Consider the following 20,573-nt stretch of genomic DNA (forward strand, 5'->3'; position numbering starts at 1 on the left):
CATCTGCATCTCCACCGGGCGAAGATCCTGCAGGGCGACTTCGGGCTGCCCCACACCGGTGGCATGTACCGCATCGCGATCGAGGACGTCAGCAGCTGGACGGTCGGGGACCTCAGTTACTCCGATTCCTGAGCTCTCGCCGTCTTCGGACGTGCTGGCCGGCGGCTCCGGCCTGGCGGTTCCTCGGGGCGCCCGTGCTGGTCGGGAGCGGGAGTCTGTGGTCCTGCGCTCTGCCGGCGGTCGACTTCGAGGTTCACGGCAGGCCGGGGCCGCGCGCCGTCTCCTCGACGAGTTCGTGCGGGACCGAGTGGCGCACCGAGTCGACCGAGACCGTCGAGTCCCCGCCTTCGCGGCAGCGGCTCGCCGCCGTGGAGCGCCCGGCCTGACACATACCCGTTCCGGCCCCTCCGACCCGACCAGAGCTGTCCTCGAAAGGTCGGGTTGACTGTCCGTCGCCTCTCCTAGCGTTGGCCCTGCGGACCTGCGCCGCCCCGGTGTGTCCGAGGCGCGGGTTCGGTTGGACCAGCCACCCAAGGAGGAAGAGATGACAGCGGGCGACAATGCCGTCGCAGGGTCTGGTGCCGGCCTGCCGCCCCCCGACAGCGCAACGGCCGGTTTCGTCGAGGCCGCCGCGACCAGGTTCGGGATTCCCGGTGTCGCCGTCGGGGTGTGGGCGAACGGTCGGGAGACCTTCGCGTGCTTGGCAGGACGGGTGATCGAGAAGGTCGGCGGGATGCCCTACGAGCGTGCCGTCGTCCGATTCGCGCCGGAGCGCTACCCGGGCCTGGTCGAGGGTGACCCCGAGGAGCCGAAAGCCCCGGCTCCGTCCACCGACTGCGATTGAAAGGACCGACATGCGAGATGTCTTGACACCGAGTCGGATCGACCGATTCATCGCCGACGGCTTCATCCACCTCGAAGAGGCGTTCTCCCGGTCGCTGGCCGATGAGTGCCGGGCGTTCCTGTGGCGCGAGACCGGTCTCGACCCAGACGATCCCGCCACCTGGACCCAGCCGGTCGTCAGGCTGTGGGGCTACGCGGAGGCGCCGTTCCAGCGCGCCGCGACCACCGAGCGCCTGCACGGCGCCTTCGACCAACTGGTGGGGCCGGGAAACTGGTTGCCGCGCACCGGCCTGGGCACGTTTCCGATCCGATTTCCGCATCCCGACGACCCGGGCGACACCGGGTGGCACATGGATGCCAGTTACACGCCAGAGGGGGAGGCCGGCTACTGGCTCAACCTCCGTTCCCGTGAGCGGGCGTTGCTGATGCTGTTCCTGTTCTCGGACGTCGATGCCGACCACGGCCCGACCCAGATCAAGGTCGGTTCGCACCTGGACGTTCCCGCCTTCCTGGAGCCGGCGGGCGAACGCGGTGTCGACGGGATGGAGCTCTGCCGGACCATGGACACCGCGGGCAGGCTCGACGCCCCTGACCGCCCGCTGGCGCTTGCCACCGGGCGGGCCGGAGACGTCTACCTCTGCCACCCGTTCCTGATCCACGCCGCCCAGCCCAACCGCGGCACCCGGCCGAGGTTCCTCGCCCAGCCTCCGCTGCTGTCGTCCGCCCCGCTCGACCTCGATCGCGCCGACGGCGCGTACACGCCGGTCGAGCGCGCGGTCCGACTCGGACTGACCCGGGCCGGCGGCCCAACGGCTCAGTAGGAGCAACCGACACGATGCCCGGACGCGCGGTTCCTCTTGGCGGGCATCGTGGCAACGGGCGCGAGAGGCCGGGGCGACCGCCGTCGCGGGGCACGGTGACGTACGGCGACTACGGCACCTGGACGGTGGTGCCGCACTCGGGGCAGCGGAACGGGTGGCGTTCGGCGAGGGTGCGGCGGATCCAGTTGACGACCCACGGGAAGGTGATCCTGGGCAGGTCCCTGGTGGCCTCCACCGTTCCGTGGGTCGGGCAACGGCCCCTCCGGGTCTGGGTTTCGGTCGGCATGGGCGGTACTCCTCACGCGCCGCGCGGCAGCCAGCTGAATCGGCGCAGCGCCACTACGAGGCCGGCGGCTCCCCACGCGGCGACGATCAGCAGGTCGGTGCCGGCGAAGCCCGCGCCGGTGGTGTGCGGGTTGTAGGCGGTGAGCAGTGCCTCGACGAGGTGGCGGACGGGGAAGACGTCGCCGACGACGGTCAGCCAGTGGGGGAGGATCGAGGTCGCGATGAAGACGCCGGAGATGAAGTACAGCGGCAGCATGATGGCCTGGGTGATGGGCTGGGCGGCGTCCTCGTTGCGGATGACGGACGTCAGCGCGTAGCCGAGGCAGCAGAACGAGACGGTGCCGACGATGACGGCCACCGCGAGGGCGGGCGCGGTGCGGGCGGGCACGTGGGCGCCGTACGCGGCCCAGCCGATCACCAGCAGCAGGACGGTGATGCCGATCGACACGACGACGGCGGTGAGCGTGCGGCCGGCGATGACGGCGGCGGCCGGGACGGGCGTGGCGCGGCGGCGTTTGAGGACGCCCGACTCGCGTTGGGCGGTCACCGAGATGACCAGGTTGACGAAGGACGCGGCGATGATCCCGAGGGTGATGATGCCCGGGACGTAGTACACGGAGGTGTCGATGGTGCCGCCGGAGACCTTGACGGTGTTGTTCTGGTGGCCGAACACCGACGCGAAGATGATCAGGAAGAGCACCGGGAGCGCGAGCGTGAAGAACCGCGACTGCGGGTTGCGGAGGAACGCGCGCAGGTCGTAGGGGAATTGGTGCAGGGCGAGGCATAAGACGTCGCGCGCCGAGCTGCGGGCGTGGGTGGCAGTCATCATGCGGCCTCCGGATGCCGTGGCGCCTCCGGGGGCTCCAGGGGCGGCGCGTCCGCTCCCGGCTCGGTGAGCGCCAGGTAGACGTCTTCGAGGCTCGGGCGGCGGACCTCCAGGTCCGGCAGGTCGTGGCCGGCGTCCTCGGCCCAGGCGATGAGCGGCCCGAGGACGGCGAGCGGTCGGGCGGAGCGCAGCAGCACGTGGTCGGTGCCGTTGGTGCCGGCCGTGCCGTACGAGACGGCGTCCCGCACGGGGCCCGGCAGCGCGGCCAGCGAGGCCCCCGGCGGCAGGGTGAAGGTGATCTCGGCGGCGGCCCGCTGGCGTCCGCCGAGGGTGCCGGGCGGGCCCGCGGCGACGATCCGGCCCTCGGAGATCACCATGACGTGGTCGGCGAGGTGCTCGGCCTCGTCCATGAAGTGGGTGGTGAGGAAGACGGTCACGCCCAGTGAGCGGAGTCCGGCGATCATGTCCCAGGCGGCGCGGCGGGCGGACGGGTCGAAGCCGGTGGTGGGCTCGTCCAGGAACAGCAGTTCCGGGTCGCCGATGAGCGAGAGCGCCACGTCCAGTCGGCGTCGCTGGCCGCCGGACAGGCGGGTGGCGGTGGCGTCGGCCTGGCCGACGAGGCCGACCAACTCCATCGTCTCGTCGATCCCGCGCGGCGACGGGTAGTAGCCGGCGTAGAGCCGGAGGCACTCGGCGACGGTGAGGTCCCGTTCGGGGCGCGACTCCTGGAGGACGACGCCGATCCTCGCGCGCCACGACGGCCCGGCGTGCGCCGGGTCCTCGCCGAGGACGGTGACGTCGCCGGCGGTGCGGCGGCGGTAGCCTTCGAGGATCTCGACGGTCGTGGTCTTCCCGGCGCCGTTCGGGCCGAGGAACGCGAACACCTCGCCGCGTCGGACCTCAAGGTCGATGCCACGCACGGCCTCGAAGGAGTCGTCGTAGCGCATGCGGAGCCCGGAGACGGTGATGACGGACTCGCCGGTGCCGGTCGGAGTACCCATGCTCAACCAAAGCGGTTACGGGCGGGCGGGCAGAACACCCACCTCTTGCCACTCTCAACGTATAGCGCAAGGGGGGCCTTGCGGCAAGGCCCCCCTCGTCCCGCAGACTTACCGCCTCAACGCCGAGAACTGCGGAAACGGGAGATTCACGACGTGCGTGAGCGTTTGTCCTCCACCGATGCCACCTACCCCCTGTCCGGCGGCGTTTTCGACCTTCCCGAGCGTCTCGCCGCCAAGGCCGACCCGGCGCTGATCGCCCGCGACGAGGCGCACTTCGCCGCCGTCGCGGAGAGCCTGGAACAGACGGTCGCCGAGCTCTCCGAGCGCCTCGAAACCGTGCGCCGTGCGCCCGGCGGCCTCGGCCGGGGCGCGCTGGACCGGGACACCGAGGTGCACCGGCTCACCGGCCGGCTCCGCGCCCTGCGCCGCTTCGGCGCGGACCTGTGCCTCGGGCACGTCGTCGGCGCCGACGACGGCGAGCCCGTGTACATCGGGCGCCTCGGCCTGACCGACAACACCGGCCGCCGCCTGTTGCTGGACTGGCGCGCCCCGGCGGCCGAACCGTTCTTCGCGGCCACCCACGCCAACCCGATGGGCCTCGCCAGCCGCCGCCGCTACCGCTGGACGCGCGGGCGGATCGGCGACTACTGGGACGAGGTGTTCACCGCGGACGGCCTCGAAGGACGCGCCGCACTGGACGACCAGTCCGCCTTCATCGCGAGCCTCGCCACCAACCGCTCGGAACGCATGCGCGACGTCCTCGCCACCATCCAGGCCGACCAGGACGCCATCATCCGCGCCGGATCGCGCGGCGCCCTCGTCGTCGACGGCGGTCCGGGCACCGGCAAGACCGTCGTCGCCCTGCACCGCTCCGCCTACCTGCTGTACTCGGACCCGCGCCTCGGGCACCGGCGCGGCGGCGTGCTGTTCGTCGGCCCGCACCAGCCGTACCTGGCGTACGTCTCCGACGTGCTCCCGAGCCTCGGCGAGGAGGGCGTGCGGACGTGCACCCTGCGCGACCTCGTGCCCGAGGGCGCCGCGGCCGGGACCGAGCCGGACCCGGAGGTCGCCCGCCTCAAGTCCTCGGCGGACCTGGTCAGGTCCGTCGAGAAGGCCGTCGCGATCTACGAGGAGCCGCCCACCGAGGGCATGACGGTCGAGACCTACTGGGACGACCTCTGGCTGAGCGCCGACGACTGGGCCGAGGCCTTCGCCGCGCCCGAGCCCGGAACCCCGCACAACGAGGCGCGCGAGCAGGTCTGGGAGGAGCTCGTGACGATCCTCCTCGACAAGATGGACGCGACGGGCGAGGACGACGAGGACGACGACGAGGGCTACGGCGGCTTCTCCCCGGCGGTTTTCCGCCGCTCGCTGCGCCAGAACAAGGAACTGGTCACCGCCCTCAACCGGGCGTGGCCCATGCTCGACGCCACCGACGTCGTCGGCGACCTCTGGACCGTCCCCGCCTACCTGCGCCTGTGCGCACCCTGGCTCGCCCCGGAGGACGTGAAGCGGCTCCAGCGCGCCGACGCCCAGGCCTGGACGGTCTCCGACCTCCCGCTCCTCGACGCCGCCCGCCGGCGCCTCGGCGACCGCGAGGCCGCCGGCCGCAAGCGCCGTCACGAGGCCGCGCTCGCCGCCGAACGTGCGCGCATGGCCGACGTCATCGACCACATCCTCGAAGCCGACGAGGACGGCGAGGGCGCCGTCACCATGCTGCGCGGGCAGGACCTGCGCGACAGCCTCGTCGACGTCGACGCGGCCGGGCCCGTCGCCGACCCGGAGCCCTACGCCGGCCCGTTCGCGCACATCGTCGTCGACGAGGCGCAGGAACTCACCGACGCCGAGTGGCAGATGCTGCTCCTGCGCTGCCCGTCCCGCAGCTTCACCGTCGTCGGCGACCGGGCCCAGGCACGGCACGGCTTCACCGAGCCGTGGCGCGAGCGGCTGGAGCGCGCCGGGCTCGACCGGGTCGAGGTGGCCTCGCTCGGAGTCAACTACCGGACGCCGGAGGAGGTCATGGCCGAGGCCGAGCCGGTGATCCGGGCGGTGCTGCCGGACGCCAACGTGCCGACGTCCATCCGCAGCAGCGGGATTCCCGTCGTGCACGGGGGAGTCGGGGAGCTGGAGTCCGTCCTGGACGGCTGGCTGGCCGAGCACGCCGAGGGCGTCGCGTGCGTCATCGGGGATCCGTCGTTCGAGGAGCGGCCGCGGGTGCGGTCGTTGACGCCGGAGCTGTCGAAGGGGCTGGAATTCGACCTGGTCGTCCTCGTCGACCCGCAGGCCTTCGGGGACGGGATCGAGGGCGCCGTCGACCGCTACGTCGCGATGACGCGGGCCACCCAGCGGCTGGTGGTGCTCACGAGCTCCTGAGGTCGGCCGGATCGGCCGTGGGCCGGTTGTCGTCGTGCGCCGCGACCTCGGTCGGCATCCGCAGGAGCGCGGAGGCCATCGAGGCCGCGGCGTCCGACGGGCTGTCGCCGACGCCGACCATCAGCGCCGTCAGCTGGGCGAGCAGGCAGCTCTCGGCGTTCCACGGGGAGAGGAGGTAGCCGCCCAGTTCGAGGGTGACCAGGCCGTGCACGGCGGACCACATCTGGTGGGCGACGAGCCCGGGGTCCGTCGCCCGGAAGCGGCCCGCCTCGATGCAGCGGGCGGCGCTCTCCACCACGCCCGTCAGCGTGTAGCGGCCGTGCCGGCGGTCCTCCTCGCCGACCGAGAAGCCCCCCAGCAGCGCCCCGCCGAACATCACCCCGTACAGGTGCGGGTTGTCGAGTGCGTTGCAGCGGTAGGCGAAGCCGAGGACGGCGAGGTCGGCGACCGGGTCCGCCGTGCGGTGGACCCGGTCGAAGTGCCGCTGCAGCCGGGCGAACCCCTCGTGGACGGTCGCGCGCACCAGGCCGTTCATCCCGCCGAAGTGCGTGTAGAGGGCCATCGTCGAGCTCCCCGCCTCGGCGGCGATCCGGCGGGCCGACAGCGCCTTCGGACCCTCCTCGGTGAGGAGCCGGGCGGCGATGTCGAGCAGGGCCGGGCGGGCGGCGGGATCGCGGCGGCGGGGGCTCATCGGCGTGTGGTCTCCAGGGGTCGTCCTCAGGGCTCTGAGGTGGGGTCCGGGCGGGCGCGGCGGCGCACCCGGGGCCGGCGGATCATCAGCAGGACGGCGGCCGGCAGCAGCACGGCGTCGACGACGAGCAGCGCGGCGTTCCCGATGCCGTCGATGTCGTGCGAGTGGCCGGACGCGGTCCCGGTGTCGCCCTGCGGCCCGGCGGCGGGGGCGCCGACGGAGAAGCCGGTGACTCCCGAGGTCTCCTTGCCCGTGGTCAGGGCGAGCCGGTAGGTGACGACGTAGGCGCCCGGCCGGGAGATCGTGACGGGCGTGACCACTCGATGCCCGTCCAGCCTCGGCGTGCCGCTGTCGACGGCGGTGCCGTCGGCGCCGGTCACCCTCACGAAGACGGACCTCGTGCGGAGCTCGTCGCTGAACGCCAGCACCACCTCGGCGGGCGGGGAGTCCACGGTGCCGCCGTCGGCGGGCGTGGCCTCGGTGAGTCGGAACGGCTTCGAGGAGCTCAGCCAGGCGACGGCCAGGAGCAGCAGCACCAGGACGGCGAGGCCGGCCGCCATCCGCCGCTGGAACGCGCGGGTGGCGGGCGGCTTGCGCGGCTCGGCCGTCTTCCGCAGGGGGTGGGCGAGCGTCATGCGCCCGTCGCGGCCAGCGGCCGGTGCTCGACGGCGTGGCAGCTGCACGTCATCTCGTGCGCCTCTTCCGGGCTGGGCCGAAGGTGGAGGTACATCGCCACGACCATCGGGATGAACACGATCGTGTTGTAGAAGAGGTGCAACTCGACGCGGGGGAAGACGAGTTGCAGGATGCTCGTCGGTGCGGCGCGGCCGAAGAGGAAGTGGCCGGTCTGGGCCTGGAGCAGCAGGAGCAGGTGCTCGATGTGGTGCCAGAACTGGATGCCCAGGGAGATGTTCCACCACGTCCGCGCCCGCCCGACGAACCCGGGACGCAGCACGAACAGGCCGATCAGCATGACGATCGCGTAGCCGTAGTGCAGCCACTCCGAGGTGATCAGCCACGGGTAGAACTCCCCGAGGACCCCTCGGGCCTTCGGGACGGGCCGGCCGAGGCCCCAGATCTGGTAGGCCTGGACGAGGTGTTCCATCCAGTGGCCGATGACGACGACCAGGAAGAGGTTGAGCAAGGCCCGGTGGTGTTGGACGACTTTGTCCCTCATGGGGTCCTCCTGGTGGGGCGGATGCGTAGGGGCGGGGTCTCCGGCGCAGGCGGGGCCTGCGCCACGCTGGGGGCACCACCCTGCCAAATGCCGGGATTCACGACCGTCTTCGAGCTTGCGCACTTGGCGCGCGGGGGCTCCCCGGGGCGCGCCCGGGGCACCGCACGATCGGAGAAGGCGGGGCAACTCGGTGGGGACATACTGAAGTTCGTTGATCGCACGGTCGGTGCGGCGCGGCTCCGGCGGTTCGTCGGATGGCCGGCGCCCCGGTGACGAGACCAGGACGGACGGACACAGGATGGCGGACCCGCAGGACGTGATCGCGGCGCTGGGCGCCGAGGGCGGCGAGATCGACCGACTCGTCGCGGACCTGGACGAGGAGCAGTGGGGGCTGCCGACGCCGGCGCCCGGGTGGACGATCGCCCACCAGGTGGCCCACCTGGCGGCGACCTTCAAGATGGCCGGGACCGCGGCCGCGGCGCCGGACGCGTTCCGGGCGATCGTGTCGCGGATCGGCGGGGACTTCGACGGGGCCGTGCAGACCGCGCTGCTGCCCTACCTGGCGGAGCCGCCGGAGCGGCTGTTCGCGCTGTGGCAGGCCGAACGGGCGGCGGCGGAGAAGGCGTTGGCGGAGGTTCCGGCCGGGGAACTGGTGCCGTGGCTGGTGCGGCCGATCCCGGCTCCGGTGCTGGCGGCGGCGGGGATGATGGAGCTGTTCGGGCACGGGCAGGACATCGCGGACGCGCTCGGGGTGGACCGGCCGCGCACGGACCGGCTCCGGCCGCTGGTCGAATTCGCCGTCCGGGTATGGGACTTCGGTTACCAGGCGCGGAAGCTGCCGACGCCGGAGAAGGAGTTCCGCTTCGAGATCACGGCGCCCTCCGGCGCGCTCTGGGCGTACGGCCCGGTCGACGCGACGGACCGGGTGAGCGGGCCCGCCGAGGACTTCTGCCTGCTGGTCACCCGCCGCCGGCACCCCGACGACCTGGCGGTGACCGCCACCGGCGCCGACGCGCAGGCGTGGCTGGAGATCGCGCAGGCCTACCGCGGCCCGGCCGGGGCCGGCCGCACCCCCGGGCAGTTCGCCAAGCGGTAGCGCCCCACACTCACGACGAGGAGAACCGACATGCCCGAACTCACCTCCGACCAGGCCGCCGCCGTCGAGGTCCCGCAGCGCATCGTCTCCGCGTGGGCCGGACACGACCACGACGCCTTCGCCGACCTCTTCACCGAGGACGCCCACCTGATCCTCGCGGGGGACGTCTTCCTGCAGGGCCGCGAGGCCATCCGCACGTTCATGGCCCAGGCCTACGCCGGCCCGTTCAAGGGCACCCGGGTGACCGGTGACCCGCTGGCCGCCAAGTTCCACGGACCCGACTTCGCCCTCGTCGTCACCCAGGGCGGCGTCCTCGCGCCGGGTGAGACCGAGGTCGCCCGCGAGCGCGCGATCCGCGCGACCTGGATGCTGTCCCGCCGGCCCGGGGGCGAGTGGCGCATCGCCGGGTACCAGAACACCCCGATCCACGTGGGATAGCGCCCATCGGCACACCCGGGACGGTCCGTCGGCTTCTCGTCGGCGGGCCGTCCTGCGTCGGCGGTGAGGACGGCAAGGGGCCTGCTCCACCATCGCGGTGGCGATGCGACGGATCATCTCGCGGCGCTGCTCGCGGCCGGCCACGTCGACGACCGTGCGCCTTGTTGCTCCGCGCCACCGGGGTCGAGGCGGAGGCCGAACTGCCGTACGCGGGACTGCACCAGCTGCTCTACCCGCTGCGTCCCGACCCGGGGCGGCCGAACGGCGCACGGCCGGAGGACCCTGCTCGACCTCGTCGAGGCGGCCCTGCACACCGGGCGCGCCGAGCAGGCCCGCGACCACGCCCTCGCCGCGCGTGACGCCGGGCTGCCCGGGATCTCGCCGCGCCTGGCGCTGATCACCTACGGCGCCCTGGCGATGACGGCCGACGACGACGGGGAGGCGGCCGCGATGTACGCGCGCGCCGCCGCCCACCCGGCCGCCGACCGGTTCCCGTTCGAGCTGGCCCGGATCCGGCTGGCCCACGGGATCCGGGTGCGCCGCGCCCAGGGCGGCGCGGCGGCCCGCGAGTTCCTCGCTCCGGCGGCCGACGTGCTCGACCGCCTCGGTGCCGCCGGCTGGGCCGCGCGGGCCCAGGCCGAGCTGCGGGCGGCCGGGCTCGTCCCCCGGACGCCGACCGCGCCCGCCACGACGGTGGCGCTCACCTGGCAGGAGCGCCGGGTCGCGGACCTGGCCGCCGGGGGTCTGACGAACAAGGAGATCGGCGAGCAGATGCGGCTGTCACCCCGCACCGTCAGTGCCCACCTCTACGGTGTGTTCCCCAAGCTGGGCATCACCACGAGGGCGGCGCTGCGCGACGCGCCGACCAGGCTGGACGGTCACCTCGCCGCACCGTGACGTCAGCCCGCGCAGGCGGCGACCTCCTCGATCCGGCGGGCCAGGTACTTGCGTTCGGTGTCGGTGGTGGCCAGGTCGAGGGCGAGGCGGTAGGCGTGGGCGGCCTCGTCCCAGCGTTCGAGGCGGCGCAGGAGGTCGGCGCGGACGGCCGGCAGGAGGTGGTAGCCGCTGAGCTCGCGGCCGGCGGCGAGCTCGTCGACCAGGGCCAGGCCGACCGCCGGGCCCTCGGCCATCGCGACGGCCACCGCGCGGTTGAGCTCGACGACGGGGGACGCGGCGAGGCCCGCGAGGCGGGCGTAGAGGTGGGCGATCGCGGACCAGTCGGTGTCCGCCTCGGAGGGGGCGGTGGCGTGGCAGGCGGCGATGGTGGCCTGGAGCTGGTAGTGGCCGACCTCGCCGAGGTCCAGGGCCGACTCCAGCAGGGCGACGCCCTCGTCGATCTCCTCGCGGTGCCAGCGCGAGCGGTCCTGGTCGGCGAGGGGCACGAGTTCGCCGTCGGGGTTCACCCGGGCGTCCCGGCGGGCGTGGTGGAGCAGCATGAGGGCGCCCAGGCCGAGCACCTCGGGCTGGGCGGGCATCAGGCGGGCGAGGAGGCGGACGAGCCGGATCGCCTCGCCGCACAGGTCGGGGCGCAGCAGGTCGGCGCCGGTGGAGGCGGCGTAGCCCTCGTTGAAGAGCAGGTAGAGCACGGCGAGGACGCCGGGCAGCCGCTGCGGGAGGAGCTCCTTGCCGGGCACCTGGTAGGGGATGCCGGAGTGGCGGATCTTCTCCTTGCCGCGTACGAGGCGCTTGGCCATGGTCTGTTCGGAGACCAGGCAGGCGCGGGCGATCTCGGCGGTGGTGAGGCCGGCGAGGGTGCGCAGGGTGAGGGCGACGCGGGAGACGAGCGGCAGCGCCGGGTGGCAGCAGGTGAACATGAGCCGCAGGCGGTCGTCGGTGATGTCGTCGGGTTCGGTGGGGGCCCGTTCCTCGTCGTGGCGCAGGTCGACGGCGATCTGCTGGAGCTTGACGGCCTCGACCTTGCGGCGGCGCAGGCGGTCGATGGCGCGGTTGCGCGCGGTGGTGACGATCCAGGCGCCGGGCCGGGCCGGCACGCCGTCCTGCGGCCAGCGGGCGAGCGCCTGGGCGAAGGCCTCCTGGGCGCACTCCTCCGCGAGGTCCCAGTCGCCGGTGGTGCGGATCAGTGTCGCGACCACCCGGGCCCATTCGGCCCGGAAGGTGGCCGCGACGGCGGACTCGACGTTCACGCTCAGCCGCGGAAGGGGCGGATCTCGATCACGCCGTACTCGGCCACGGGATGGCGGGCGGCGATCTTGACGGCCTCTTCGAGGTCGGCGCAGTCGATGATGTCGTAGCCCGCGATGACCTCCTTGGTCTCCGCGAACGGGCCGTCGCCGAGCACGACCTCGCCGCCGCGCAGGCGGACGGTGGTGGCGGCGTGGTAGGGGCTCAGCTCGTCGCCGTGCAGGCGGATGCCGGCCGCGTCGAGCTCGTCGGCCCAGGGCATCGGCTCGTCAGGTTCGACCGGCTTCTGCGGCTCGCCCTCGTAGGCGGCCTTGTCGACGCAGACGAAGAGCATGAACTTCATGGCTCCAACTCCCAGTTGACGGATGCGCGGCAAACCGATTCTAGGGTGGAACCGGCACCGGCCGCCCGGTGATCGCACCGGGCGGCCGGAACGGACCGTCCGTCACCGCACTCCCACGACGAACAGGGAGCACGGTTCTGGACGGTGCGGGAGGCCGGTCAGCTCAGGCCCTCGGTGGCGAGCCGGCGCACCACCGTCCAGGCGGCGGCGCCGAAGTCGCCGACCGCGGTGCGGTTGACGTTCTTGATCGTGTCGCAGGCCTGGTGGAAACACGGGTCGTTCTCCTGGCCCGCGGTGCCGCCGTACTTCTTGGCCTGGTCCGGGGTCTTGACCTCGGCCGCGCCGCCGAACAGGCCGCTGGTCGGGACGCCCGCGTTCATCAGCGGCCCGTAGTCGGAGTCGCCGTCGAACGTGGTGGGCGGGTGCGGATCGGTGGCCATGCCGCGCGCGGCGAACGCGTCGGTGAACAGCTTCGTGATCTTGTCCGACCCGGCCGGGCCGCTGCCGTCGAAGACGTAGCGGGTGTAGTTGGGCGAGCCGATCGAGTCCAGGTGGACGGCGGCGAAGATCTTGGCCACCCCGGCCGGGCCGATCGTGTCGACGTAGTGGAGCGAGCCCTGGAGCCCGACCGCGCCGGTGGCGTCGCGGAAGGCGCGGGTCTCCTCGGCGCCGAAGAACGCGAAGCGGACCTTGTAGTGCGGCGGCACGTGCAGGCGCGCGAGCTGCCGCGCGATCTCCAGGGCCGTCGCCACGCCGGTGCCGTTCTCGTTGATCCCGGGGCCGCTGGGCAGGGCGTCGAGCTCGGCGTGCACGAGCACGACCTGGTTCGGGTCGCCGCCGCGCGTCTCCGCGATGATGTTGCGGGTCTGCGCGTCGGGGTTCTGCTCGGTCCTGGTGACGAGGTGGACGGTCGCGCCGGTGCTCGACGTGGCCGCCTGGTAGAGGGCGAGGCCGTCGGCGTAGTCGAGGCCCACCACCGGGATGCCCGTGGGCCCGCCGATCGTTCCGGTGAGCGCTCCGTCACGGCCCGGCTGGCCCTCGTTGAACATCATCACGGCCTTGTACCCGGCCGCCTGCGCGTTGGCCGTCTTCGGTGCGAAGCCGCAGCCGCCGCGCTGGATCAGCGCGATCCGGACGGCCCCGGCCGGCACCGGGGGGAAGTCCCCGGGGGCGCAGCCGGAGGCCGAACTCGGCTGGGGCGTCGGCGGGACGACCACGTTGTTCGTCGGCACCACGGTGCCCGTCACGTCCGCGCTGCCCGAGTAGACGAACGTGTCGGCCTTGATGGTGACGGCGTGGGGGGAGACCTCGGTGAGTGCGGCGGGGCCCACTTCCCGGTAGTACGGGATGGTGAACTGCTGCTCCTGGACGTCGTAGCCGGAGTGGCGCAGGGTGCGCTCCACGTAGTCGGCCGCGGCGTCGTACCCGTCGGTGCCGGAGGCACGCAGGCCGTCGTTGTGGTCGGCGATGCGCTGGAGGGCACGGACGTGGGCCATGATGCCGTTCGTCGTGACGCCCCTCGTGAGGGCGAGGTCGGGAGAGTTGTCGTCGTCGGCGCTCGCGGGCGTGGCCGCGCCCGCGAGCGCCATCGCCGTCAACAGGGTGGTGAGCAGGGCGGTCCATCTTCGCAAGGGGTTCCTCCTGGGAACGGGTGTGTGGGAGAGGCGCCAGGCGCGCCGGCTCGTTCGCGATCGGCTACTTGTAGGCGAGCGCCTGGAGTTCGAAGAGCTCCGCGTACAGGCCGTCGGCCTTCATGAGGGTGGCGTGGTCGCCGGTCTCGACGACGCGGCCGTCGCGGACGACGATGATCAGGTCCGCCATGCGCACGGTGGAGAACCGGTGCGAGACGAGCAGCGTGATCGCGCCGGTGGACGCGCCGAGGGTGCGGGCCTGCGTCGCGTAGCGCTCGAAGAGGTGGTGCTCGGCCTCGGGGTCGAGCGCGGAGGTGGGTTCGTCCAGGACGAGGAGCAGCGGGGCCTCGCGCATCAGGGCCCGGCCGAGGGCGAGCTTCTGCCACTGGCCGCCGGAGAGTTCGGCCCCCTCGGTCCAGCTGGTGCCGAGCTGGGTGTCGAGGCCGTCGGACAGCTGGCCGACGACGTCGGTGGCGTGGGCCTTTTCGAGGGCCGCGCGGACGGCCGCGTCGTCGTCGAGCCGGGGCAGGTCGCCGACGCCGACGGTGTGGCGGGCGGGCAGCTCGAAGCGGACGAAGTCCTGGAAGCCGGCGGCGATCCGCTCGCGCCACTCCTCGGTGGGCAGTTCGCGCAGGTCGGTGCCGTCGAGCAGGATGCGGCCGCGGGTGGGGCGGTAGAGGCCGCACAGGAGCTTGACGAGGGTGCTCTTGCCGGCGCCGTTCTCGCCGATGACGGCGACGGTGGAGCCGGCCGGCAGGGCGAGCGAGACGCCGGACAGGGCCGGGGCGTCCGTGCCGGGGTAGGCGAAGCCGACGTCGTCCAGCCGGATGCCGCGGGTGAAGCGCTCCGGGGGAGTCTGCCGTGCGGCGGGGACGTCGGCCCGGGCGACGACGTCGCGCATGGTGTCCATGCGGCGCAGCGTGCCGGTCATCCGCTGGAGGTCGCCGAGGAGGTTGACGGCCGAGGCGACCTGCCGGTTGACCTGGGTGGCGAGCGAGATGACGAGGACGACGTCGCCGACGCCGTGGCGCCCGGAGATCGCCTCGCGGATCACCAGGATCATGGCGCCCATGTAGGCGAGGCCGAAGACGGTCTGCCCGCCGGCGCGGACGGCGGCGGCGCGGGTGTTGGCGCGCCACAGGCCGCGGCTGGTGGTGTCCCACAGTTCGGCGTGGCGGCGGCGCAGTTCGTCGCTCATCCGGAAGACCCGCAGCTCGCCGGCGAAGCGGGCGTTGGCGGAGAGCCGGAAGAGGTTGAGCGCGATGCGGGTGGGCTCGGCGGTGGCGGTCCTGGCGCGGTCGGTGACGGCCTCGGCCTTGCGGCCGGCGATCAGCGGCGGGACGGCGGCCAGCGGCAGCAGCAGGAGCAGCGGGTTGAGCCGGGCGAGCAGGACGGCGGTGAAGACCACGGCGAGGATCAGCCCGAACAGGCTGAACAGGGCCTGGAAGGCGTTCGGGAAGCGTCGGCTCTCGGGCTGGAGGACGGTCACGAGGTCGGCGTAGTCGGAGCGTTCGTGGTGCTCGATGCCCTCGGAGCCGTTGGAGAGGGTGATCAGGTCCTCGACGAAGTGCTGTTCGGCGAGTTCGGCGAGTTCGAAGTAGGCGACGTGGGCGAAGTTGCCGAAGGACAGCGTGACGACGGCGAGGACCGCGACGACGATCCCGTAGCCGCCCGCGGCGCCGCCGTGGCCGTCGACGACGGCGTCGGTCATGAGGCCGAGGAAGGCGGCGAGCAGGGGCGCGGCGACGGCGCCGGCCGTCATCAGCACGGCCGCGGTGACGGTCTTGCGCCAGTCGACCTTCCAGGCGATCGAGAGCAGCCGCCAGGTGCCGGACAGGGTCTCCTTCATCGTGCGCTCCCGGCTGCCTCGGTGGTGTCGGTGTTCTCGGTGTTCTCGGTGGTGTCGGCGGTGTCGGCGGTGTCGTCGGTGGCGCCGTCGTCCGTGAAGCGGTCGGCCTGGAGGCGGAAGAGGCGGGCGTAGCGGCCCTCGGCGGCGAGGAGTTCGTCGTGGCTTCCCTGCTCGGCGACCCGGCCGCCCTCCAGTACGACGATGTGATCGGCCTGGCGGACAGTGGAGAAGCGGTGCGAGATCAGCAGCGTGGTGGCCCCGCGAGAGAGTTCGGTGAACTCCCGGAAGAACCCGGCCTCGGCGCGGACGTCCAGGCTCGCGGTGGGCTCGTCGAGGACGAGGACCGGCGAGCCGTGCCGCAGCGCGAACAGGGCGCGGGCGAGGGCGACGCGCTGCCACTGCCCGCCGGAGAGGTCGCCGCCGCCGTCGAGGTGGCGGGCGAGCGGGGTGTCGAGGCCGCGCGGCAGCCCGTCGAGGGCCTCGCGCAGGCCGACGGCCTCGATGACGGCCTCCACACCGGCGCGGTCGTCGCGGTGCGCGACGGACCCGAAGGCGACGTTGTCGGCGGCGGAGACCTCGTAGCGCGCGAAGTCCTGGAAGATGACGCCGAGTTTGGCCCGCCAGGCCTCGACGGGGTAGCTGCGGATGTCGACGCCGTCCAGCCTGATGGTGCCGGACGTGGGCTCGTAGAGCCGGGCGAGGAGCTTGACCAGCGTCGTCTTGCCGGCACCGTTCAGGCCGACGAGCGCGGTGCACCGCCCGACGGTGAGCGTGAGGTCCAGGCCGTCGAGGATCACCCGGTCCTCGCCGGGGTAGTGGAAGGAGACGTTCTCGAAGGTGATGGTGTGCGCGGGCTCCGGCACCTCGACGGCCGCGGCCCGGGCGGGCTCCTCCGCGGCGAGGCGGCCCAGGAAGCTCTTGGTGGCACCGTAGGCGTGCATGCCGACGGCCGTCGGCAGGTCGGACTCGCGGTAGAACTCGCCGAGGTTGAGCGCGCTGAGCGCCGCCGTGACGACCAGGGCGAAGTCGGTGAGGGTGAGGTCGGCGCCGGGACCGGCCGCGCCGCGCCCCACGAGGGCCATCACGGTCGCGGTCACCGCCATGCCCCAGGCGGTGAACCACACGAACGGCCACAGGTAGATGCGGCGCCGGGCCGCCCACAGCGGCACCAGCCACTCCCGGTAGGAGGAGCCCCAGAAGCCGCGCAGCCAGCCGTTCAGGCCGAAGACGCGGATCTCCTTGGCGGCGCCCGAGGCGATCGCGAGCTCGCGCAGGTAGTCGTTCTTCAGCTCGGCGCCGTCGAGTTCGAAGCGGACGTCGGCGTACTTGCGCAGCCCGCCGCGCAGCCCGTAGCGGAACAGCAGCACGGCGACGACCAGCCCGGCCGCGGCGAGCCAGGAGAAGACGGCGCCCACCACCCCGGCGTAGCCCGCGAGTTGGGTGTAGCGGCCGATCAGCGCGAGCTGGCCGGCGCAGGCCTGGCCCGGGCTCTGCACCCAGGTCTCCAGCTCGCGGGCGGCGGTGCGCAGGTCCTCCACGACCTGCGGGTCCTCCAGCGGGCCCACGCTCGTCGTGCCGGTGGCGGCGGCGATCACGTCGTCGATCACCTCGCCGTCGATCCGCCGGGCCACCAACTCGCCGACCGACTCGCGGACGGGCGCGACGACCTGCTGCCCGATGAAGGCCGCCGCGGCCACGAAGAACGCGCCGAGCAGCGAGTCCCACGCGGGGGAGTCCAGGCCGCCGGCCATCGCCGCGGGCACCTTGCCGAGCAGCACCGCCGTCGCGACCACGAACACCACCGGCAGCGCGCCCAGCAGCACGTTGACGAGCACGTCGAGGGCGATCAGCCCGGCGCCCGCTCGGCGGGTCAGCGCCGAGATCTCCAGCCGCTCGCGCACCAGGCGGGCCGCCGTGCTCTCCGTGCCCCCCGGCTGCGCGGCGCTCACCGCGCACGCTCCCCGGCGCCGCGTTCCAGAACCTTCGCCATCGCTCCTCCGTGTCTCCGGTGGGGTGTCTCGGCCGCCACCCCCTGGCCGTTGCTGCCACTGCGACGAACCGGGCCCCGCCGGATGGACAGACCGCGTCCGTCCGGCGGGGCCCGCCCGTCCCGTCAGATGCGGAGCACGACCTTCCCGACGTACGCGCCGTGCATCAGGTTGACGGCGGCGCCCACGCCGTTCTCCAGGCCGTCCACGATCGTCTCGGCGACGACGATCTCCCCCGAGCGCACCCACTTCGGGAACCGCTCGTCGAAGACCGGGAACAGCTCGGGGTGGTCGAAGGTGTAGTAGCCGAGGAGTTCGAGCCGCTTGCCGATCACGGCCATCATGTTGCGTGGGCCCTCGGCGGATCCGGTGCGGATCTCCTCGTTGCGCCCGCCCATGACGATCCGCCCGCGCGGGCGCATCGCGTCGATCGCCGCCTCCAGGTGGGCGCCGCCGACGTTGTCGTAGTACACGTCCAGCTCCGGCAGCCGCGGCCGCACCCCCTCGTGGTAGTCGAAGGCGTCGTCGAAGCCGAGGCTCTCCCTGAGGTAGCGGACCTTCTCCGGCGTTCCCGCCGAGCCGATCACCCGGGTCGCCCCCCGCAGGCGGGCCAGTTGGCCCGCCATGCTGCCCACCGCGCCGGCCGCGCTGGACACGAAGAACGTGTCGCCCGGCCGGATCTGCGCCACCTCGGTGCCGACGTAGGCCGTCAGCCCGAAGCACAGGTGGTGGGTGAGCGAGGGGTACGCGTCCGGGTCGACCCGGCGGAACTCGCCGGCCTCCGCGACGGCGTAGTCGCGGAAGCCGAACCGGTGCCAGACGATGTCCCCGGGGCTCAGCCGTTCGTCGGCGGTGTCGACGACCTCACCGATCGCGTCGCTCCACATCGGCGCCCCGACCGCGAAGTCGGGGATGTCGAGCTTGCTCAGGTCGTTCATCCGCAGGACCAGCCCGGGATCGATCGACATGAACAGGTTGCGGACGACGACCTGGCCGGGGCCCGGTTCGGGGACCGGGACCTCGACCACCCTGGTGTCCCCCGCCTGCGGGAACCGGCCCGAGGGCCGGGACACCAGGTGCACCTCACGACCGAGCCTCACGAGATCCTCCCCCTGTACGGCGGGCGACCCGCCCGCGGTCTCACGCTCTGCCCGGCCCGTAGGCGGAGTCGGCGGCGGCGGTCAGGCCGGCCGCGGCCGTCCGCGCGTCGATCCCCTCCTTGATCCCGGCGACGATCGCCCGGGCCTCCGCGGCCGTCGGCGCCGCCGCGATGACCGCGACGATCGGGTCCGGCCAGGGCAGCGCGCGCACGCTCGTCGGGTACGCCCGCACCCCGTCCGCCCAGAGCTTCTCGAACACCGGCCGGATGTGCTCCTCGTAGGTCGTGCCCTCGGCGACCTGCAGCATGAAGTGCGCGGAGAGCGTCAGCTCCTTCTCCGCGCCCCACAGCCGCAGCAGGCCGCCCGCGTGCAGGGAGCCGCTGCGCCGCGCGTTGATCTCGGTGATGTACAGCCGGTCGTCGTCCCCGGCCACGCAGTCGATGCACATCCAGCCGCGGTAGCCCAGCTTGTGCGCCGCCGCGCCGACCTCGTGCGCGGCCTGCGTGAGCCGCTCGCCCCACTCCGGCGGCAGCGCGCCGACGCCGACGTCCACGCTGCGGAAGGAGTAGCCGTGCTCGACGGTCAGCGCGCACCACACGACGTCCTCGACGCCGTCCTCGCCGATCAGGATGTCCGCGGCCGGGCAGCCGACGCCCTCGGCGTGCTCCTGGAAACGCTGGATCAGGATCGGGAACGCGAAGAACGAGTCCCGGCCCGCGTTGTCCAGGAACTCGTCGACGGCGCCCGGCTCGTCGCGGACGACGCCCGAGCCGTCGCCGGCCACACCGAAGAGCGTCCGGGCGATCACCTTGCCGTAACGGGCCGTCATCGCCTTCAGGCCGCCGCGCAGCTCCACCCAGTTGCCCGCGACCATGCCCGGGGCGACGTTGATGCCGGGCAGCTCGCGGGCCAGGTCCAGCGGGCTGATCTTGGAGTCCAGGTAGAGGCTCGCCCAGTAGGCGTCCTCGTCGACGTGGTCCAGCTCCACCGCCTTCCCCCAGCCGCGCACCAGCGCCGCCAGCAGGTACGTCTCGTCGGTCGGACCGACGATCTGGAGCTTCACCACCCCGTACGGCTCCAGCAGTTCGCGCAGCCGCGCCTGCGCGTCGCCGTCCTTGAGGAAGTCCTCCACCAGCAGGCCGGTGCGCCGGGCCGGCGACACCACCGGCGCCGGGTCCAGGCCCAGCGTCCGGTGGATGTCGTCGAACCACTGCCGGTTCCAGCCGAGCGGGAGCACCAGGACCCGGGGGTTGGGGCTCCAGAACACCGAGTGTTCGCACTCGTAGGTGCCGCTGAACCGCACCACCCGCTCGCGCTCCTCACCGGTGAGGTTCAGGGCGGGGTTTCGCAGGTGGTACTCGGCACTGTTGGGGACGATGAGCTCGACGACTTGCGACATCTGCGGGGTCCTCTCTGGGAATCTGAGAAGTCGGCTGCTGGAGACCGGCGTCGGGGGCTGATCGGGGGGCTGCCGTGCCGGTTTACGACTCGGTCAGCTCCTGGGCGATCTCCCAGACGTTCCCGGCCGGGTCGGCGAAGGTCGCCGTCCGCCGGCCCCACGGCTGGTCCACCGGCCCGTTGAGGAGGTCCACGCCGTGCTCGGCCAGCTCGGCGCAGACGGCTCCGGCGTCGGCGACGTTGATCGTGAGCAGCGCGCGGGCGCCGGTCTCCGGGCCGCCGACCGGGGCCGGCGCGACCAGGCCGTGCGCCTCGCCGACCTCCAGCAGGTTGATCATCAGGTTGCGCATCTTCAGGGCGGCGGACTCGCCGTCCTCGTAGACCACCTCCAGGCCGAAGACGTCGAGGTAGAACTTCTTCGTGGCGGCGAGGTCCTCCACGAAGAGGGTGATGACCTCGATCTCGTTCAGGGCCTTGATCATGTGGTGCTCCTCAGGTCTCTCGTGCGTGGTACGGGTGCCCGTCCGGGCGGGCCACCCCCACGACGAACGGGGGCGGCCCGGATGGACAC

The 20,573-nt window shown here is 73.0% G+C and carries 21 protein-coding genes; 6 read left to right on the top strand and 15 right to left on the bottom strand.

The window, feature by feature from the left end:
* Nucleotides 1–253: 253 nt before the first annotated feature.
* Entirely contained in the window at nucleotides 254–391 is a 138-nt protein-coding gene (locus AB0C76_RS04690) for a hypothetical protein (protein WP_359959663.1), read from the bottom strand.
* Nucleotides 392–544: 153 nt separating this feature from the next.
* On the opposite strand from AB0C76_RS04690, the gene AB0C76_RS04695 reads away from it, so the two are divergent.
* Together AB0C76_RS04695 and AB0C76_RS04700 are read left to right on the top strand one after the other, a co-directional pair.
* Nucleotides 545–844 carry a hypothetical protein gene (locus tag AB0C76_RS04695; protein ID WP_359959666.1) on the top strand — a complete coding sequence of 100 codons (300 nt, stop codon included), beginning with the start codon at nucleotides 545–547 and terminating at the stop codon, nucleotides 842–844.
* A 10-nt stretch (nucleotides 845–854) separates the two neighbouring features.
* Entirely contained in the window at nucleotides 855–1,664 is an 810-nt protein-coding gene (locus AB0C76_RS04700) for a phytanoyl-CoA dioxygenase family protein (RefSeq protein ID WP_359959669.1), read from the top strand.
* Nucleotides 1,665–1,773: 109 nt separating this feature from the next.
* Here AB0C76_RS04700 and AB0C76_RS04705 read toward each other — a convergent pair whose 3' ends face one another.
* From AB0C76_RS04705 to AB0C76_RS04715, 3 genes are read right to left on the bottom strand one after another with little or no spacing between them, the layout of a single operon-like run.
* The gene (locus AB0C76_RS04705; RefSeq protein ID WP_359959671.1) at nucleotides 1,774–1,950 is read right to left on the bottom strand and encodes a hypothetical protein; all 177 of its coding nucleotides are present in this window, start codon (nucleotides 1,948–1,950) and stop codon (nucleotides 1,774–1,776) included.
* Nucleotides 1,951–1,962: 12 nt separating this feature from the next.
* A complete protein-coding gene (locus AB0C76_RS04710) occupies nucleotides 1,963–2,778 on the bottom strand; it encodes an ABC transporter permease (protein ID WP_359959674.1) in 816 nt (271 codons plus the stop codon).
* The gene (locus AB0C76_RS04715) at nucleotides 2,775–3,776 is read right to left on the bottom strand and encodes an ABC transporter ATP-binding protein (RefSeq protein ID WP_359959677.1); all 1,002 of its coding nucleotides are present in this window, start codon (nucleotides 3,774–3,776) and stop codon (nucleotides 2,775–2,777) included. The genes AB0C76_RS04710 and AB0C76_RS04715 overlap by 4 nt, the downstream gene beginning before the upstream one ends.
* Nucleotides 3,777–3,929: 153 nt before the next feature.
* Between AB0C76_RS04715 and helR the strand changes: the two genes are divergently transcribed.
* Entirely contained in the window at nucleotides 3,930–6,149 is a 2,220-nt protein-coding gene (gene helR, locus AB0C76_RS04720) for an RNA polymerase recycling motor ATPase HelR (RefSeq protein WP_359959680.1), read from the top strand.
* Here helR and AB0C76_RS04725 read toward each other — a convergent pair.
* The 3 genes from AB0C76_RS04725 to AB0C76_RS04735 are packed head-to-tail and all read right to left on the bottom strand — an operon-like array spanning nucleotide 6,136 to nucleotide 8,017.
* Nucleotides 6,136–6,840: a TetR/AcrR family transcriptional regulator gene (locus AB0C76_RS04725; RefSeq protein WP_359959683.1), complete on the bottom strand. Its 705-nt coding sequence runs from the start codon at nucleotides 6,838–6,840 to the stop codon at nucleotides 6,136–6,138. The genes helR and AB0C76_RS04725 overlap by 14 nt on opposite strands.
* 26 nt (nucleotides 6,841–6,866) lie before the next feature.
* A complete protein-coding gene (locus AB0C76_RS04730) occupies nucleotides 6,867–7,475 on the bottom strand; it encodes a copper resistance CopC family protein (protein WP_359959686.1) in 609 nt (202 codons plus the stop codon).
* Nucleotides 7,472–8,017, bottom strand: a complete 546-nt coding sequence (locus AB0C76_RS04735) for a hypothetical protein (protein ID WP_359959689.1) — start codon at nucleotides 8,015–8,017, stop codon at nucleotides 7,472–7,474. Before AB0C76_RS04735 ends, AB0C76_RS04730 begins: the two co-directional genes overlap by 4 nt.
* A gap of 298 nt (nucleotides 8,018–8,315) precedes the next feature.
* Between AB0C76_RS04735 and AB0C76_RS04740 the strand changes: the two genes are divergently transcribed.
* From AB0C76_RS04740 to AB0C76_RS04750, 3 genes are all read left to right on the top strand, one after another.
* A complete protein-coding gene (locus AB0C76_RS04740; RefSeq protein WP_359959692.1) occupies nucleotides 8,316–9,113 on the top strand; it encodes a TIGR03084 family metal-binding protein in 798 nt (265 codons plus the stop codon).
* A gap of 30 nt (nucleotides 9,114–9,143) precedes the next feature.
* Complete coding sequence (locus tag AB0C76_RS04745; protein WP_359959695.1) at nucleotides 9,144–9,551, top strand: SgcJ/EcaC family oxidoreductase; 408 nt, start codon at nucleotides 9,144–9,146, stop codon at nucleotides 9,549–9,551.
* A gap of 63 nt (nucleotides 9,552–9,614) precedes the next feature.
* Complete coding sequence (locus AB0C76_RS04750; RefSeq protein WP_359959698.1) at nucleotides 9,615–10,448, top strand: helix-turn-helix transcriptional regulator; 834 nt, start codon at nucleotides 9,615–9,617, stop codon at nucleotides 10,446–10,448.
* 2 nt (nucleotides 10,449–10,450) lie between these two features.
* Here the strand turns inward: AB0C76_RS04750 and AB0C76_RS04755 are convergent, their stop codons facing one another.
* The 8 genes from AB0C76_RS04755 to AB0C76_RS04790 all read right to left on the bottom strand — a co-directional run bounded on the left by AB0C76_RS04755 (nucleotide 10,451) and on the right by AB0C76_RS04790 (nucleotide 20,484).
* The gene (locus AB0C76_RS04755) at nucleotides 10,451–11,695 is read right to left on the bottom strand and encodes an RNA polymerase sigma factor (protein ID WP_359959700.1); all 1,245 of its coding nucleotides are present in this window, start codon (nucleotides 11,693–11,695) and stop codon (nucleotides 10,451–10,453) included.
* A gap of 2 nt (nucleotides 11,696–11,697) precedes the next feature.
* Nucleotides 11,698–12,036: a YciI family protein gene (locus AB0C76_RS04760; RefSeq protein ID WP_359959702.1), complete on the bottom strand. Its 339-nt coding sequence runs from the start codon at nucleotides 12,034–12,036 to the stop codon at nucleotides 11,698–11,700.
* 158 nt (nucleotides 12,037–12,194) lie between these two features.
* Nucleotides 12,195–13,667, bottom strand: coding sequence for a M20/M25/M40 family metallo-hydrolase (locus AB0C76_RS04765; RefSeq protein ID WP_359959705.1), 1,473 nt, complete (start codon nucleotides 13,665–13,667; stop codon nucleotides 12,195–12,197).
* Between the two features lie 64 nt (nucleotides 13,668–13,731).
* Nucleotides 13,732–15,516, bottom strand: coding sequence for an ABC transporter ATP-binding protein (locus tag AB0C76_RS04770; RefSeq protein ID WP_359959708.1), 1,785 nt, complete (start codon nucleotides 15,514–15,516; stop codon nucleotides 13,732–13,734).
* Nucleotides 15,513–17,465, bottom strand: a complete 1,953-nt coding sequence (locus AB0C76_RS04775; RefSeq protein ID WP_359959711.1) for an ABC transporter ATP-binding protein — start codon at nucleotides 17,463–17,465, stop codon at nucleotides 15,513–15,515. Before AB0C76_RS04775 ends, AB0C76_RS04770 begins: the two co-directional genes overlap by 4 nt.
* Nucleotides 17,466–17,629: 164 nt before the next feature.
* The gene (locus AB0C76_RS04780; protein ID WP_359959714.1) at nucleotides 17,630–18,604 is read right to left on the bottom strand and encodes an NADP-dependent oxidoreductase; all 975 of its coding nucleotides are present in this window, start codon (nucleotides 18,602–18,604) and stop codon (nucleotides 17,630–17,632) included.
* Between the two features lie 40 nt (nucleotides 18,605–18,644).
* Nucleotides 18,645–20,003 carry a hypothetical protein gene (locus AB0C76_RS04785; protein ID WP_359959717.1) on the bottom strand — a complete coding sequence of 453 codons (1,359 nt, stop codon included), beginning with the start codon at nucleotides 20,001–20,003 and terminating at the stop codon, nucleotides 18,645–18,647.
* A gap of 82 nt (nucleotides 20,004–20,085) precedes the next feature.
* The gene (locus tag AB0C76_RS04790) at nucleotides 20,086–20,484 is read right to left on the bottom strand and encodes a VOC family protein (protein WP_359959719.1); all 399 of its coding nucleotides are present in this window, start codon (nucleotides 20,482–20,484) and stop codon (nucleotides 20,086–20,088) included.
* Between the last annotated feature and the right edge of the window lie 89 nt (nucleotides 20,485–20,573).

The organism is Kitasatospora sp. NPDC048722 (genome assembly GCF_040650235.1).
Classification (GTDB): Bacteria; Actinomycetota; Actinomycetes; order Streptomycetales; family Streptomycetaceae; genus Kitasatospora.

What these genes read in the sequence shown, in the direction of transcription:
- AB0C76_RS04690 (WP_359959663.1), bottom strand. Translation starts at nt 391, where the DNA reads ATGTGTCAGGCCGGGCGCTCCACGGCGGCGAGCCGCTGCCGCGAAGGC.
- AB0C76_RS04695 (WP_359959666.1), top strand. Translation starts at nt 545, where the DNA reads ATGACAGCGGGCGACAATGCCGTCGCAGGGTCTGGTGCCGGCCTGCCG.
- AB0C76_RS04700 (WP_359959669.1), top strand. Translation starts at nt 855, where the DNA reads ATGCGAGATGTCTTGACACCGAGTCGGATCGACCGATTCATCGCCGAC.
- AB0C76_RS04705 (WP_359959671.1), bottom strand. Translation starts at nt 1,950, where the DNA reads ATGCCGACCGAAACCCAGACCCGGAGGGGCCGTTGCCCGACCCACGGA.
- AB0C76_RS04710 (WP_359959674.1), bottom strand. Translation starts at nt 2,778, where the DNA reads ATGATGACTGCCACCCACGCCCGCAGCTCGGCGCGCGACGTCTTATGC.
- AB0C76_RS04715 (WP_359959677.1), bottom strand. Translation starts at nt 3,776, where the DNA reads ATGGGTACTCCGACCGGCACCGGCGAGTCCGTCATCACCGTCTCCGGG.
- AB0C76_RS04725 (WP_359959683.1), bottom strand. Translation starts at nt 6,840, where the DNA reads ATGAGCCCCCGCCGCCGCGATCCCGCCGCCCGCCCGGCCCTGCTCGAC.
- AB0C76_RS04730 (WP_359959686.1), bottom strand. Translation starts at nt 7,475, where the DNA reads ATGACGCTCGCCCACCCCCTGCGGAAGACGGCCGAGCCGCGCAAGCCG.
- AB0C76_RS04735 (WP_359959689.1), bottom strand. Translation starts at nt 8,017, where the DNA reads ATGAGGGACAAAGTCGTCCAACACCACCGGGCCTTGCTCAACCTCTTC.
- AB0C76_RS04740 (WP_359959692.1), top strand. Translation starts at nt 8,316, where the DNA reads ATGGCGGACCCGCAGGACGTGATCGCGGCGCTGGGCGCCGAGGGCGGC.
- AB0C76_RS04745 (WP_359959695.1), top strand. Translation starts at nt 9,144, where the DNA reads ATGCCCGAACTCACCTCCGACCAGGCCGCCGCCGTCGAGGTCCCGCAG.
- AB0C76_RS04760 (WP_359959702.1), bottom strand. Translation starts at nt 12,036, where the DNA reads ATGAAGTTCATGCTCTTCGTCTGCGTCGACAAGGCCGCCTACGAGGGC.
- AB0C76_RS04770 (WP_359959708.1), bottom strand. Translation starts at nt 15,516, where the DNA reads ATGAAGGAGACCCTGTCCGGCACCTGGCGGCTGCTCTCGATCGCCTGG.
- AB0C76_RS04785 (WP_359959717.1), bottom strand. Translation starts at nt 20,003, where the DNA reads ATGTCGCAAGTCGTCGAGCTCATCGTCCCCAACAGTGCCGAGTACCAC.
- AB0C76_RS04790 (WP_359959719.1), bottom strand. Translation starts at nt 20,484, where the DNA reads ATGATCAAGGCCCTGAACGAGATCGAGGTCATCACCCTCTTCGTGGAG.